A 15,609-nucleotide genomic window follows, 5' to 3' on the forward strand; every position below is an offset into this window, starting at 1 on the left:
GAGCAGACGCGAGTCAGAGCTGCGGTCAGAGTGGTCTTACCGTGGTCAACGTGGCCGATAGTGCCGACGTTAACGTGGGGAAGGGAACGATCAAATTTTTCTTTAGCCACGACAGTGAACTCCTAGCCTAAAGGGGCTGAATCAGCCTTGTTTTTTAATGAGAGCTTCGACGATGTTCGACGGAGCTTCAGCGTACTTGGAGAATTCCATGGAGTAGCTTGCGCGACCCTGAGACATGGAACGAACGTCGGTCGCGTAACCGAACATTTCCCCGAGCGGAACTTCAGCGCGGACGACGCGGCCAGAGACCGACTCATCCATACCCTGTACCAGACCACGACGACGGTTCAGGTCACCCATCACGTCACCCAGGTAGTCTTCCGGGGTTACAACTTCGACCTTCATGATCGGCTCGAGAACCACGCCGCCGCCCTTCTGGGCCAGCTGCTTGGTTGCCATCGATGCAGCGATCTTGAACGCCATTTCGTTGGAGTCGACGTCGTGGTACGAACCGTCGAATACCGTGGCCTTCAGGCCGATCAGAGGATAGCCGGCAACGACGCCGTTCTTCATCTGCTCTTCGATACCCTTCTGGATCGGGGCGATGAATTCCTTCGGAATCACACCACCAACGACTTCGTTGGTAAACACCAGACCTTCGGTGATGTTGCCTTTCTCGTCCACTTCCGGCTCCGAGAAACGGATCCAGCAGTGACCGAACTGACCACGACCACCCGACTGACGAACGAATTTGCCTTCGATCTCAACGTTGGACTTGGTGATCTTCTCGCGGTACGAAACCTGAGGCTTACCGATGTTGGCTTCGACGTTGAATTCGCGCTTCATGCGGTCAACGAGGATGTCCAGGTGCAGTTCACCCATACCGGAGATGATGGTCTGGCCGGTTTCTTCGTCGGTCTTGACGCGGAACGACGGGTCTTCCTGGGCCAGCTTGCCCAGTGCGATACCCATCTTCTCCTGGTCGGCCTTGGTTTTCGGCTCGACGGACAGGGAGATTACCGGCTCCGGGAAGTCCATACGCTCAAGGATGATTGGATGATCGGCGTTGCACAGGGTTTCACCGGTGGTCACGTCTTTCATGCCGATCAGAGCGGCGATGTCGCCAGCGCGCACTTCCTTGATCTCTTCACGCTGGTTGGCGTGCATCTGCACCATACGACCAACGCGCTCTTTCTTGCCTTTGACCGAGTTGATCACGGAGTCGCCGGAGCTCAGAACACCCGAGTAGACGCGAACGAAGGTCAGAGTACCTACGAACGGGTCGGTCGCGATCTTGAACGCCAGGGCCGAGAACGGCTCGTTGTCGTCGGCGTGACGCTCGTCTTTACGAACAGCCGGGTCTTCCTTGTCCAGATCCTTGTCGTCCGGGTTGATACCCTGGATGGCAGGAATCTCGGTAGGAGCAGGCAGGTAGTCGATGACGGCGTCGAGAACCAGGGGAACACCCTTGTTCTTGAACGACGAACCGCAAACAGCTGGAACGATTTCGCTGGCCAGGGTGCGCGCGCGCAGGCCTGCCTTGATCTCGTCAACGGTGAGCTCACCGCCTTCCAGGTACTTGTTCATCAGCTCTTCGTTGGCTTCAGCGGCAGCTTCAACCATGTTGTTGCGCCACTCTTCAGCCAGCTCAAGCATGTCCGCAGGAATTTCTTCCTCGCGGTAGGTGGTGCCCTTGTCGTCGTCGTTCCAGTAGATAGCCTTCATCTTGATCAGGTCGACCTGACCCTGGAAGTTATCTTCCGAACCGATGGCCAGCTGAACCGGAACCGGGGTGTGACCCAGACGGTTCTTGATCTGACCTACGACGCGCAGGAAGTTGGCACCGGCACGGTCCATCTTGTTCACGTAAACAACACGTGGAACACCGTACTTGTTGGCTTGACGCCATACGGTTTCGGACTGAGGCTCGACACCGGAGGTGCCGCAGAACACAACGACCGCGCCGTCGAGTACGCGCAGCGAACGTTCTACTTCAATGGTGAAGTCAACGTGGCCGGGGGTATCGATGACGTTTACGCGGTAGTTGTCGTACTGACCAACAGAACCTTTCCAGAAGGTGGTCACGGCAGCGGAGGTAATGGTGATACCGCGCTCCTGCTCCTGCACCATCCAGTCGGTGGTCGCGGCGCCGTCGTGCACCTCGCCCATCTTGTGGCTCAGACCTGTGTAGAACAGGATCCGCTCGGTAGTGGTGGTCTTGCCCGCGTCAACGTGGGCACAGATACCAATGTTACGGTAGCGGTTAATTGCTGTAGTACGAGCCATAAAGCCCTCGCAAAGTGATTGATGCTTGAATTAGAAGCGGTAGTGCGAGAACGCTTTGTTGGCTTCAGCCATACGGTGAACGTCTTCACGCTTCTTCACTGCAGCACCCTTGCCTTCGGCAGCATCCAGCAGTTCACCGGCCAGGCGCAGGGCCATCGACTTCTCGCCGCGCTTACGGGCGTAGTCTACGAGCCAGCGCATTGCCAGAGCGTTACGACGGGATGGACGAACTTCAACCGGAACCTGGTAAGTGGCACCGCCGACACGACGGGACTTAACTTCGACCAGCGGAGCGATGGCGTCGAGAGCTTTCTCGAAGATTTCCAGGGGGTCGCTGTTCTTGCGTGCTTTGACGGTATCCAGGGCACCATAAACGATGCGCTCGGCTACGGCCTTCTTGCCGCTTTCCATCACGTGGTTCATGAACTTGGCGAGAATCTGCGATCCGTACTTAGGATCGTCAAGGATCTCACGTTTTGCTGCTACACGACGTCTTGGCATGATAAGCCCTCAAACGGTCTTCAGGTTAGCCCGGGACCTGGGTCTACGACCCCCGCCCGACCTTACTCTTATCGACTCAAAAAAATGGATGTCTGCAAACGGCCGATTACTTCGGACGCTTGGTACCGTACTTCGAACGACCCTGGTTACGGCCTTTAACGCCCGAGGTATCCAGAGAGCCGCGAACGGTGTGGTAACGAACACCTGGCAAGTCTTTTACACGGCCGCCACGGATCAGGACGACGCTGTGCTCTTGCAGGTTGTGGCCTTCACCGCCGATGTACGAGGAAACCTCGAAACCGTTGGTCAGACGCACACGGCATACTTTACGCAGTGCCGAGTTAGGTTTTTTCGGCGTAGTGGTGTACACACGGGTGCACACGCCACGACGTTGCGGGCAGTTCTGCAGCGCAGGAACGTCGGACTTCTCGACCGAACGCTTACGCGGCTGACGTACCAGCTGGTTGATAGTTGCCATCTACTAGCTCCACTGATTGTCTTGCGACTCTATTGTCTTGCAAGAAAGCCAAAAATTGGCGAGACGGAGCCTCACCAAATTTAAGGGTACAAAAGTCTAAAGAGGATCTTGCACCCAGTCAAGACAAGGCCCCGGCCCTCCCCGCCCGATCATCGGCAACATTTCATGTCGCCGACGACCGTCCGGGGTAAACCGGGGCCCTGCCCTGTACTCAGTTACCGCTGGAGTTCAGTGCTTCGGTCAGTGCGGCTTCCACCTCACTGGCGCTCACACGCAGCGGCTTGTCTGCATCACGGCGACGCTTGCGCTCGCTGTGGTAAGCCAGACCCGTACCAGCCGGGATCAGGCGACCCACGACCACGTTCTCTTTCAGACCACGCAGGTAGTCGCGCTTGCCAGTCACGGCCGCTTCGGTCAGTACGCGGGTGGTTTCCTGGAAGGAAGCCGCGGAAATGAACGACTCGGTCGACAGCGACGCCTTGGTGATACCCAGCAGCACACGGGTGAACTTGGAGATGAACTTGTCCTCGCCGGCGAGACGCTCGTTCTCTACCAGTACCTGAGTCAGTTCCATCTGGTCGCCCTTGATGAAGCTGGAATCGCCCGACTCGGAAATCTCGACCTTGCGCAGCATCTGGCGCAGGATGGTCTCGATGTGCTTGTCGTTGATCTTAACGCCTTGCAGACGATAAACGTCCTGAATCTCGTTGACGATGTACTTGGCGAGTGCGCTGACACCCAGCAGACGGAGGATGTCGTGCGGATCGCTTGGGCCGTCGGAGATAACTTCGCCGCGGTTTACCTGCTCACCTTCGAAGACGTTCAGGTGACGCCACTTCGGAATCAGCTCTTCGTAAGGATCGCTACCGTCGGTCGGAGTGATCACCAGGCGACGCTTGCCCTTGGTTTCTTTACCGAAGGCGATGGTACCGCTGACTTCAGCCAGAATCGACGCTTCCTTCGGACGACGCGCTTCGAACAAGTCGGCAACACGTGGCAGACCACCGGTGATGTCACGGGTTTTGGACGTTTCTTGCGGAATACGCGCAATAACGTCACCGACACCGATCTGTGCACCGTCGGCCACGCCAACCAAGGCGTTAGCCGGCAGGAAGTACTGGGCAGGTACATCGGTACCCGGCAGGTACAGGTCCTTACCAGACGCATCCACCATCTTGATGGCCGGACGGATTTCCTTGCCTGCGGCAGGGCGATCCTTGACGTCCAACACTTCAATGTTGGTCAGGCCGGTGAGTTCATCGGTCTGACGCTTGATGGTGATGTTTTCTTCCATGCCCACGAAGGTCACGGTACCTTTGAGTTCAGTCACGATCGGGTGGGTGTGCGGGTCCCACTTGGCGACGATGGCGCCAGCTTCGACCTTGTCACCTTCCTTGACCGAAATCACAGCGCCGTACGGCAGCTTGTAACGCTCACGCTCACGACCAAATTCGTCGGCAATGGCCAACTCGCCCGAACGCGATACGGCAACCAGGTTACCGTCTGCGCGCTCAACCTGCTTCAGGTTATGCAGACGTACCATACCGCCATTCTTCACCTGAACGCTGTCAGCAGCCGAGGTCCGGCTTGCAGCACCACCGATGTGGAACGTACGCATGGTCAGCTGGGTACCAGGCTCACCGATGGACTGGGCGGCGATGACGCCGACCGCTTCACCGATGTTCACCTGGTGACCGCGCGCCAGGTCACGACCGTAGCACTTGGCGCAAATACCGAAGCGGGTTTCGCAGCTGATCGGCGAGCGCACGACCACTTCGTCGATGCTGTTCAGCTCGATGAACTCGACCCATTTCTCGTCTACCAGCGTACCGGCAGGAACGATGACGTCCTCGGTGCCCGGCTTGAACACGTCACGGGCGATGACACGACCCAGAACACGCTCACCCAGCGGCTCGACAACGTCGCCGCCTTCGATGTGCGGGGTCATGACCAGGCCTTGGTCGGTGCCGCAATCGATCTCGGTCACCACCAGGTCCTGCGCCACGTCTACCAGACGACGGGTCAGGTAACCGGAGTTCGCGGTCTTCAGTGCGGTATCCGCCAGACCCTTACGAGCACCGTGAGTCGAGATGAAGTACTGGAGTACGCTCAGACCTTCACGGAAGTTCGCGGTGATCGGCGTCTCGATGATGGAGCCGTCCGGCTTGGCCATCAGACCACGCATACCCGCCAGCTGACGGATCTGGGCAGCAGAACCACGCGCACCCGAGTCAGCCATCATGTACATCGAGTTGAACGATTCCTGGTCGACTTCATTGCCCTCGCGGTCGATGACCTTCTCTTTCGAGAGGTTGGCCATCATCGCCTTGGACACTTCGTCGTTCGCCTTGGACCACAAGTCGATGACCTTGTTGTACTTCTCGCCCTGGGTGACCAGGCCGGAGGCGTACTGACTTTCGATTTCCTTCACTTCATCGGTAGCCGTACCGATGATGCGCGCCTTCTCATCCGGAATGACGAAGTCGTTCACACCGATGGAAACACCGGAGATGGTCGAGTAGGCGAAACCGGTGTACATCAGCTGGTCAGCGAAGATGACGGTCTCTTTCAGACCAACCACGCGGTAGCACTGGTTGATCAGCTTGGAGATCGCCTTTTTCTTCATTGGCTGGTTGACGACATCGTAAGGCAGGCCAGCAGGTACAACCTGGAACAGCAGCGCACGGCCAACGGTGGTGTCGACGATGCGGGTGTTCTTGGTGACGCTGCCATCACGGTCTTTCACGGTCTCGTTGATACGAACCTTGATTTTCGCGTGCAGGGCAGCTTCGCCAGCGCGGAATACGCGGTCGACTTCCTGCAGGTCGGCAAAGACACGACCCTCGCCCTTGGCGTTGATGGCCTCACGGGTCATGTAGTACAGACCCAGTACGACGTCCTGCGACGGAACGATGATTGGCTCACCGTTGGCTGGCGACAGGATGTTGTTGGTCGACATCATCAGCGCACGCGCTTCGAGCTGAGCTTCCAGCGTCAGCGGCACGTGAACGGCCATCTGGTCACCGTCGAAGTCGGCGTTGTACGCAGCGCAGACCAGCGGGTGGAGCTGGATGGCCTTGCCTTCGATCAGGACCGGCTCGAATGCCTGGATACCCAGACGGTGCAGGGTCGGTGCACGGTTCAGCAATACGGGGTGCTCGCGAATCACTTCGGCGAGAACGTCCCACACCTCTGGCAGCTCGCGCTCGACCATCTTCTTGGCAGCCTTGATGGTGGTCGCCAGACCACGCATTTCCAGCTTGCCGAAAATGAACGGCTTGAACAGCTCCAGGGCCATTTTCTTCGGCAGACCGCACTGGTGCAGACGCAGGGTCGGGCCTACGGTAATGACCGAACGACCGGAGTAGTCCACACGCTTACCGAGCAGGTTCTGACGGAAGCGACCTTGCTTACCTTTGATCATGTCGGCCAGGGACTTCAGCGGACGCTTGTTCGAGCCAGTGATGGCGCGACCGCGACGGCCGTTGTCCAGCAGGGCGTCGACCGCTTCCTGCAGCATACGCTTTTCGTTGCGCACGATGATGTCCGGCGCCGATAGATCCAGCAGGCGCTTGAGACGGTTGTTACGGTTGATCACCCGACGGTACAGGTCGTTCAGGTCGGAGGTCGCGAAGCGGCCGCCATCCAACGGTACCAGCGGACGCAGGTCCGGCGGCAGCACTGGCAGGACGGTCAGGACCATCCACTCAGGCAGGTTGCCGGAGCCCTGGAAGGCTTCCATGAGCTTCAGGCGCTTGGACAGCTTCTTGATCTTGGTTTCCGAGTTGGTCTGCGGAATCTCTTCACGCAGGCGACCGATCTCGTGCTCCAGGTCGATAGCGTGCAGCAGCTCGCGGACAGCCTCGGCACCCATGCGGGCGTCGAAGTCGTCACCGAACTCTTCCAGCGCTTCGAAGTACTGCTCGTCGTTGAGCAGCTGGCCTTTTTCAAGCGTAGTCATACCTGGATCGATAACGACGTAGCTCTCGAAGTAGAGCACGCGCTCGATATCACGCAGGGTCATGTCCATCAGCAAGCCGATACGGGACGGCAGCGACTTCAGGAACCAGATGTGTGCGACAGGCGAAGCCAGCTCGATGTGAGCCATGCGCTCACGACGGACCTTGGCGAGGGCAACTTCAACGCCGCACTTCTCGCAGATAACGCCACGATGCTTCAGGCGCTTGTACTTACCGCACAGGCACTCGTAGTCCTTGACTGGGCCAAAGATCTTGGCGCAGAACAGGCCGTCACGTTCTGGTTTGAACGTACGGTAGTTGATGGTTTCCGGCTTCTTAACTTCACCGAACGACCACGAACGGATCATCTCTGGTGACGCCAGACCGATGCGGATGGCGTCGAACTCTTCGACTTGACCCTGGTTTTTCAGCAAATTCAGTAGGTCTTTCAAGGCCTTTCCTCCTGGCGGAGCAGGGAGCGGGCACTGCCTGCCCCACTCCCCTTCACGTCACGTGTTATTCGGTTTCCAGATCGATATCGATACCGAGCGAACGGATCTCTTTGATCAACACGTTGAAGGACTCGGGCATGCCCGGCTCCATACGGTGATCGCCATCCACGATGTTCTTGTACATCTTGGTACGGCCGTTCACGTCGTCCGACTTCACTGTGAGCATTTCTTGCAGGGTGTATGCCGCGCCGTATGCTTCCAGCGCCCACACTTCCATCTCCCCGAAACGCTGACCACCGAACTGCGCCTTACCACCCAGCGGCTGCTGGGTAACCAGGCTGTAAGAACCAGTGGAACGCGCGTGCATCTTGTCGTCCACCAAGTGGTTCAGCTTCAGCATGTACATGTAACCAACGGTCACAGGACGCTCGAACTTGTTGCCGGTACGGCCATCGAACAGCACCATCTGGCCGCTCTCAGGCAGATCGGCCAGCTTCAGCATGGCCTTGATCTCGCTCTCTTTCGCACCGTCGAATACTGGCGTTGCCATTGGCACGCCTTTCTTCAGGTTGTGAGCCAGGGCGAGAATTTCTTCATCGCTGAACTCGTCGAGGCTTTCCTGACGACCACCGATCTCGTTGTAGACCTCGGTCAGGAACACGCGCAGCTCTGCGGCCTTGCGCTGTTCTTCGATCATGCGATCGATCTTTTCACCCAGACCCTTGGCCGCGAGGCCCAGGTGGGTTTCCAGAATCTGACCCACGTTCATACGCGAAGGTACACCCAGCGGGTTCAGTACGACATCGACCGGTGTGCCATTGGCGTCATGCGGCATGTCTTCGACCGGCATGATCACCGAGACGACACCTTTGTTACCGTGACGACCGGCCATCTTGTCACCCGGCTGGATGCGACGGCGGATTGCCAGGTAAACCTTGACGATTTTCAGAACGCCTGGTGCCAGGTCATCGCCCTGTTGCAGCTTGCGCTTCTTGTCTTCGAACTTGTCGTCCAGCAGTCGGCGACGGTCGACGATGTACTGCTGAGCTTTTTCCAGCTGCTCGTTCAGTGCATCCTCGGCCATGCGCAGTTTGAACCACTGACCGTGCTCCAGACCGGCGAGGACTTCATCAGTGATGACAGTGCCTTTTTTGAGGCCTGCACCACCGTCGACCACCTGACCATCCAGCGCAGAGCGCAGACGCTCGAAGGTCGCGCCTTCGACGATGCGGAATTCCTCGTTGAGGTCCTTGCGGATCTCGTCGAGCTGCATCTTCTCGATGGCCAGCGCACGGCTGTCACGCTCGACGCCATCACGGGTGAAGACCTGAACGTCGATGACAGTACCCTTGGTGCCGGTAGGCACGCGCAGGGAAGTGTCTTTAACGTCGCTGGCTTTTTCGCCGAAGATCGCGCGCAGCAGTTTTTCTTCAGGGGTGAGCTGGGTTTCGCCTTTTGGCGTTACCTTGCCGACCAGGATGTCACCAGCGCCAACTTCGGCACCTACATAAACGATACCGGCTTCGTCCAGCTTGTTCAGTGCAGCCTCACCCACGTTCGGGATGTCTGCAGTGATCTCTTCTGGGCCAAGCTTGGTGTCACGGGCCACACAGGTCAGTTCCTGGATGTGGATCGTGGTGAAGCGATCTTCCTGAACCACACGCTCGGAAAGGCAGATGGAGTCTTCGAAGTTGAAGCCGTTCCACGCCATGAACGCGATGCGCATGTTCTGACCCAGCGCCAGCTCACCCATGTCGGTGGACGGGCCATCGGCCATGATATCGCCGCGCTGCACCTTGTCACCTTTGCTCACCAGCGGACGCTGGTTGATGCAGGTGTTCTGGTTCGAACGGGTGTACTTGGTCAGGTTGTAGATATCTACACCTGCCTCGCCGGTTTCCACTTCGTCATCCGCTACACGGACCACGATACGGCTGGCGTCGACCGAGTCGATCACGCCACCGCGGCGGGCAACTACGCAGACACCGGAGTCACGGGCAACGTTGCGCTCCATGCCGGTACCTACCAGCGGCTTGTCGGCACGCAGGGTCGGTACAGCCTGACGCTGCATGTTCGAGCCCATCAATGCACGGTTGGCGTCGTCGTGCTCGAGGAATGGAATCAGCGACGCGGCGACCGAGACTACCTGCTTGGGCGAAACGTCCATCAGGGTGACGTCTTCCGGCGCCTTGACGGTGAATTCGTTCAGGTGACGCACAGCGACCAGCTCATCGATCAGCTGCTTCTTGTCGTTCATCGCGGCCGAAGCCTGGGCGATCACGTGATCGGCCTCTTCGATGGCGGACAGGAATACGATGTCGTCGCTGACAACGCCTTCCTTCACCACACGGTACGGGCTTTCCAGGAAGCCGTACTGGTTGGTGCGAGCATACGCAGCCAGGGAATTGATCAGACCGATGTTCGGACCTTCAGGGGTTTCGATCGGGCATACGCGGCCGTAGTGGGTCGGGTGTACGTCACGAACTTCGAAGCCAGCACGCTCACGGGTCAGACCGCCAGGGCCGAGTGCGGAAACACGGCGCTTGTGGGTGATCTCGGAGAGCGGGTTGTTCTGGTCCATGAACTGCGAAAGCTGGCTGGAACCGAAGAACTCTTTCACCGCCGCCGCAACCGGCTTGGCGTTGATCAGGTCCTGAGGCATCAGGCCTTCGCTTTCAGCCATCGACAGACGTTCCTTGACCGCACGCTCTACACGCACCAGGCCTACACGGAACTGGTTCTCGGCCATTTCGCCGACGCAACGTACGCGACGGTTACCCAGGTGGTCGATGTCGTCGACGATGCCTTTGCCGTTACGGATATCGACCAGGGTCTTCAGAACCTCGACGATATCTTCCTTGCTCAGCACGCCCGAACCTTCGATTTCGGTGCGACCGATACGACGGTTGAACTTCATACGGCCGACGGCGGACAGGTCGTAACGCTCGGCACTGAAGAACAGGTTGTTGAACAGGGTCTCGGCAGCATCCTTGGTCGGCGGCTCACCTGGACGCATCATGCGGTAGATTTCGACCAGAGCTTCCAGTTGGTTGCTGGTGGTGTCGATCTTCAAGGTATCGGAGATGAACGGACCGCAATCGATGTCGTTGGTGTACAGGGTCTCGATACGGACTACCTGTGCCTTGGCGACTTTGACCAGCAGTTCGGTCGTCAGCTCGGTGTTGCACTCGGCAATGATCTCGCCGGTTGCAGGGTGCACGATGGCCTTGGCAGTCGTACGGCCCAGGACGTATTCCATCGGCACGTCGAGCTGTTTGACACCGGCTTTTTCGAGCTGATTGATATGGCGCGCGGTGATGCGGCGGCCTTGCTCGACGATGACCTTGCCGTTTTCGTCATGGATGTCCATGACCGCGACTTCACCACGCAGACGCTGTGGCACCAGTTCCAGGCTGAGGTTCTCGCCGGAAACATGGAACACGTTGGTGGTGTAGAAGGTGTTCAGCACTTCTTCAGTGCTGTAGCCCAGCGCGCGCAGCAGGACGGAAGCCGGCAGTTTGCGGCGACGGTCGATACGCACGAATACGCAGTCCTTCGGGTCGAACTCGAAGTCCAACCAGGAACCGCGGTAAGGAATGATGCGAGCGGAATACAGCAGCTTGCCCGAGCTGTGAGTCTTGCCACGGTCGTGGTCGAAGAACACACCCGGCGAGCGGTGCAGCTGGGAAACGATCACACGCTCGGTACCGTTGATCACGAAGGTACCGTTCTCAGTCATCAGGGGAATTTCACCCATGTAGACTTCTTGCTCTTTGATGTCCTTGATCGCTTTGTTCGACGATTCCTTGTCGAAGATGATCAGGCGCACCTTGACCCGCAGTGGGACCGCGAAGGTCACGCCACGCAGGACACATTCCTTCACATCGAAGGCGGGTTCGCCCAGGCGATAGCCTACGTACTCCAAGGCAGCATTGCCGGAGTAGCTGATGATCGGGAATACCGATTTGAAGGCCGCATGCAGACCGACGTCGCGGAACTGATCCTTGGATGCTCCCGCTTGCAGGAATTCGCGATACGAATCCAGCTGGATGGCCAGGAGGTAAGGCACATCCATCACGTCCGGCAACTTGCTAAAGTCCTTGCGGATACGTTTTTTCTCAGTGTATGAGTAAGCCATCAGCGTTCCCCAGCTTGGTCACCTGCTTGTTTGGCTTCTCCCGGCGGGAGCAGCCAGAAAATCGTGCAAACCCTTGGTTTGCGCCACCCACATGGGTGTCTTGCAGCTTGTTATCGGGGCCGGCCTGACCGACCGCCAATAACGGAAAAAGGCCGGTGGCATAAGCCACCAGCCATCAGCCCTTTGCTCAACGCTCGGACTGGCGTCGCAAGGTCGAGATTACTTCAGCTCGACTTTAGCGCCTGCTTCTTCCAGCTTCTTCTTAGCGTCTTCAGCGGCTTCTTTCGAAACGCCTTCAGCTACAACCTGAGGAGCGCCATCGACTTTCTCTTTGGCTTCTTTCAGGCCCAGACCGGTCAGTTCGCGAACGGCCTTGATCACGTTCACTTTCTTGTCGCCAGCTTCAACCAGAACAACGTTGAACTCGGTCTGCTCTTCAACAACGGCAGCAGCAGCAGCTGGGCCAGCAGCGGCAACAGCAGCGGTAACGCCGAAGGTTTCTTCCATAGCTTTGATCAGCTCAACAACTTCCAGAACGGTTTTCTGGCCGATTGCTTCGATGATTTGCTCGTTAGTCAGGGACATGACTTAAATCCTGTATTGGGGTGACAGCCTACGCAGCCATCAAATTAAACGAATGATTTTGAAAGAGTTTCGCTTGCCTTAGGCAGCGGTAGCTTCTTTCTGGTCGCGAATGGCTGCCAGAGTACGAGCCAGCTTGCTGGTAGCGCCTTGGATCACGCTCATCAGTTTTGCAATAGCTTCGTCGCGGGTCGGCAGGGTAGCCAACACGTCGATCTGGTTCGCTGCAATGAAATTGCCGTCAAACGCAGCTGCCTTGATCTCGAACTTGTCCTGACCCTTGGCGAACTCTTTGAACAGACGAGCAGCAGCGCCCGGGTGTTCGTTGGAGAAAGCAATCAGGGTCGGGCCTTTGAACGCATCGTTGAGGATCGAAAATTCGGTGCCTTCAACAGCGCGCTTGAGCAGGGTGTTACGTACGACACGCACGTATACGCCAGCTTCGCGGGCCTCTTTACGGAGTCCGGTCATTGCGCTTACAGTCACACCACGGGCATCGGCCACGACAGCGGACAGAGCGACTTTGGCAGCCTCGTTGACTTCAGCGACGATGGCCTTCTTGTCTTCGAGTTTAATTGCCACGGGTTTACTCCTGGTTTTTACCGTTTCATCTGGCCGAAGCCGGATGTCGTTTTGGTGTCTGATTCGGTAACGAATCGGGAGCACCATCTGCGTGGGCTGGTGTTTTAAGGCTTGCGCCGCCTACGGTCTTGGATAGCCCCCGCCAGGCAGGGACCCCAATTTTTGCTGGTGGCGTGACAGGTCACACCACCATGTTCTTACACGTCCAGCGAGCTCTGATCGATGACCAGACCTGGGCCCATAGTGGTGCTCAGGGTAACGCGCTTGACGTAGATACCTTTCGAAGAAGCTGGCTTGATACGCTTGAGGTCAGCGATCAGTGCTTCAACGTTTTCCTTCAGCTTGCCGGCTTCGAAGCCGATTTTGCCAACGGAAGTGTGAATGATACCGTTCTTGTCGGTACGGTAGCGAACCTGACCAGCCTTGGCGTTTTTCACGGCAGTGGCTACGTCTGGAGTTACGGTACCAACCTTCGGGTTAGGCATCAGGCCACGTGGGCCCAGAACCTGACCCAGCTGACCTACGACACGCATGGCATCAGGCGATGCGATGACGACGTCATAGTTCAGGTCGCCGCCTTTCATTTCAGCAGCCAGATCGTCCATACCTACGCGGTCAGCGCCGGCAGCCAGAGCGGCTTCAGCAGCTGGACCCTGGGTGAAGACAGCAACACGTACAGTCTTGCCAGTGCCGTGTGGCAGCACGGTAGCGCTACGAACGACCTGGTCGGATTTACGTGGGTCTACACCGAGGTTTACCGCGATGTCGTAAGACTCGACGAACTTGGCGGCTGGCAGGGAAGCCAGCAGAGTTGCCGCTTCTTCGAAGTTGTAGGCCTTGCCTGCTTCGATTTTTTCGGCGATTGCCTTTTGGCGCTTGGTCAGCTTAGCCATTACACACCCTCCACGTTCAAGCCCATGCTGCGGGCAGAGCCAGCGATGGTGCGTACAGCTGCGTCCAGGTCAGCGGAAGTCAGGTCGGCTTGTTTAGCCTTGGCGATTTCTTCCAGCTGAGCGCGGGTAACGGTACCGACTTTAACGGTGTTCGGGCGAGCCGAACCACTGGTCAGGCCAGCAGCTTTCTTCAGCAGAACCGAGGCAGGGGTGCTCTTGGTCTCGAAGGTGAAGCTACGGTCGCTGTATACAGTGATGATCACTGGAGTCGGCAGGCCGGCTTCTTGACCCTGGGTACGGGCGTTGAAGGCCTTGCAGAATTCCATGATGTTCACACCATGTTGGCCCAGTGCTGGACCAACGGGTGGGCTTGGGTTGGCCTGGCCGGCCTTAACTTGCAGCTTGATGTAAGCCTGAATCTTCTTAGCCATGAGCTACTCCAATATCGGGTACGAACGCCTATTGGCTCCCCGGATGACTTGCGTTTTATCCCAGTGACGACAAAACCCCGCAGCACACAGGGCTGCGGGGTATGGGATGCTTCGTCCGCCTAGACCTTTTCGACCTGGCTGAACTCGAGCTCCACAGGCGTAGAGCGACCGAAAATAAGCACTGCAACCTGCAGGCGGCTCTTTTCGTAGTTAACCTCTTCGACACTACCATTGAAGTCTGCGAACGGACCGTCAATGACTCGAACCACTTCACCTGGCTCGAACAGCGTCTTAGGCTTCGGCTTGTCACTGCCGTCGGCAACGCGACGCAGGATTGCCTCAGCTTCTTTATCAGTGATGGGTGCGGGCTTGTCTGCCGTACCACCGATAAAGCCCATCACGCGCGGGGTATCCTTGACCAAGTGCCAAGTCCCTTCGTTCATTTCCATCTGGACCAACACGTAGCCCGGGAAGAACTTGCGTTCACTCTTGCGCTTCTGGCCGTTACGCATTTCAACGACTTCTTCGGTCGGAACCAGGATCTCGCCGAAACCGTCTTCCATGCCAGCCAGCTTGACGCGCTCGATCAGGGAGCGCATCACATGCTTCTCGTAACCCGAGTAAGCATGCACAACATACCAACGCTTAGCCACGGGGCACCTTTAGCCTACGATCAAGGAGACCGCCCAGCCGAGCAGGGAATCGAGCCCCCACAACAGCAGAGCCATAACCAGCACGACAGCCACAACAATCAGCGTGGTCTGGGTGGTTTCTTGGCGGGTCGGCCATACGACTTTACGAATCTCGGTACGCGCTTCCTTGGCCAGCGTAAAGAACGACTTACCCTTCGCGGTCTGCAAGGCAACGAAGCCTGCAACAGCAGCCAGAGCAAGAAGTGCGAGTACGCGGTACAGAATTGGAGCAGCGGAGTAATACTGATTACCCACTACACCAACAACCACCAAAGCCACTACAGCCAGCCACTTGAACAGATCAAAACGCGATTCTTGGGCTTCAGTTTTGGGGGTCATCGAGGAGGATCCTGTAAGAAGAAAGCCATCACACCGAGGTGAAATGGCAGGTCAGGAGGGAATCGAACCCCCAACCTACGGTTTTGGAGACCGTCGCTCTGCCAATTGAGCTACTGACCTGTAACGCTGTATCAGGCCGGCTATTATACCGGCCCAATCAAGTAAATCAACTACTTATTCAATGATTTTGGCTACGACGCCGGCGCCGACGGTACGACCGCCTTCACGGATAGCGAAGCGCAGACCGTCTTCCATTGCGATGGTCTTGATCAGGGT

At 57.6% G+C, this 15,609-nt stretch carries 12 protein-coding genes, 1 tRNA gene and 1 pseudogene; all 14 read right to left on the reverse strand.

The annotated features are described in order from the left end of the window. On the reverse strand, nucleotides 1-110 hold a 110-nt coding region (locus CRP40_RS21545), incomplete at its 3' end, for a GTP-binding protein (protein WP_132579187.1). Between the two features lie 31 nt (nucleotides 111-141). Then, on the reverse strand, nucleotides 142-2,286 hold the full coding sequence (fusA, locus tag CRP40_RS21550) for an elongation factor G (RefSeq protein WP_023535524.1): 2,145 nt from the start codon (nucleotides 2,284-2,286) through the stop codon (nucleotides 142-144). 30 nt (nucleotides 2,287-2,316) lie between these two features. Beyond that, nucleotides 2,317-2,787 (reverse strand): 30S ribosomal protein S7, encoded by a 471-nt coding sequence (gene rpsG, locus CRP40_RS21555; protein WP_003246741.1) that lies wholly within the window; start codon nucleotides 2,785-2,787, stop codon nucleotides 2,317-2,319. A 106-nt stretch (nucleotides 2,788-2,893) separates the two neighbouring features. Further along, nucleotides 2,894-3,265, reverse strand: a complete 372-nt coding sequence (gene rpsL, locus CRP40_RS21560) for a 30S ribosomal protein S12 (RefSeq protein ID WP_003255492.1) — start codon at nucleotides 3,263-3,265, stop codon at nucleotides 2,894-2,896. Between the two features lie 211 nt (nucleotides 3,266-3,476). Next, entirely contained in the window at nucleotides 3,477-7,676 is a 4,200-nt protein-coding gene (rpoC, locus tag CRP40_RS21565; RefSeq protein ID WP_023535526.1) for a DNA-directed RNA polymerase subunit beta', read from the reverse strand. 64 nt (nucleotides 7,677-7,740) lie between these two features. Then, entirely contained in the window at nucleotides 7,741-11,814 is a 4,074-nt protein-coding gene (gene rpoB, locus CRP40_RS21570; protein WP_023535525.1) for a DNA-directed RNA polymerase subunit beta, read from the reverse strand. A 219-nt stretch (nucleotides 11,815-12,033) separates the two neighbouring features. Next, nucleotides 12,034-12,399: a 50S ribosomal protein L7/L12 gene (gene rplL, locus CRP40_RS21575; protein ID WP_003255496.1), complete on the reverse strand. Its 366-nt coding sequence runs from the start codon at nucleotides 12,397-12,399 to the stop codon at nucleotides 12,034-12,036. 78 nt (nucleotides 12,400-12,477) lie between these two features. Beyond that, on the reverse strand, nucleotides 12,478-12,978 hold the full coding sequence (rplJ, locus tag CRP40_RS21580) for a 50S ribosomal protein L10 (protein WP_016715872.1): 501 nt from the start codon (nucleotides 12,976-12,978) through the stop codon (nucleotides 12,478-12,480). A 197-nt stretch (nucleotides 12,979-13,175) separates the two neighbouring features. Next, a complete protein-coding gene (gene rplA / locus CRP40_RS21585) occupies nucleotides 13,176-13,871 on the reverse strand; it encodes a 50S ribosomal protein L1 (protein WP_027915749.1) in 696 nt (231 codons plus the stop codon). Beyond that, nucleotides 13,871-14,302, reverse strand: a complete 432-nt coding sequence (gene rplK, locus CRP40_RS21590) for a 50S ribosomal protein L11 (RefSeq protein WP_027915748.1) — start codon at nucleotides 14,300-14,302, stop codon at nucleotides 13,871-13,873. Before rplK ends, rplA begins: the two co-directional genes overlap by 1 nt. 119 nt (nucleotides 14,303-14,421) lie before the next feature. Then, nucleotides 14,422-14,955, reverse strand: coding sequence for a transcription termination/antitermination protein NusG (gene nusG / locus CRP40_RS21595; RefSeq protein ID WP_003255501.1), 534 nt, complete (start codon nucleotides 14,953-14,955; stop codon nucleotides 14,422-14,424). A 9-nt stretch (nucleotides 14,956-14,964) separates the two neighbouring features. Next, the gene (gene secE, locus CRP40_RS21600; RefSeq protein WP_027915747.1) at nucleotides 14,965-15,333 is read right to left on the reverse strand and encodes a preprotein translocase subunit SecE; all 369 of its coding nucleotides are present in this window, start codon (nucleotides 15,331-15,333) and stop codon (nucleotides 14,965-14,967) included. A 44-nt stretch (nucleotides 15,334-15,377) separates the two neighbouring features. Beyond that, a tRNA-Trp gene (locus CRP40_RS21605) sits at nucleotides 15,378-15,453 on the reverse strand. 54 nt (nucleotides 15,454-15,507) lie between these two features. Beyond that, nucleotides 15,508-15,609 (reverse strand): annotated as a pseudogene (locus tag CRP40_RS21610) (elongation factor Tu); the annotation flags it as partial.

Origin of the sequence: Pseudomonas sp. URMO17WK12:I9, assembly GCF_900230165.1 — a bacterium.
GTDB classification, from domain to species: Bacteria; Pseudomonadota; Gammaproteobacteria; order Pseudomonadales; family Pseudomonadaceae; genus Aquipseudomonas; species Aquipseudomonas fulva.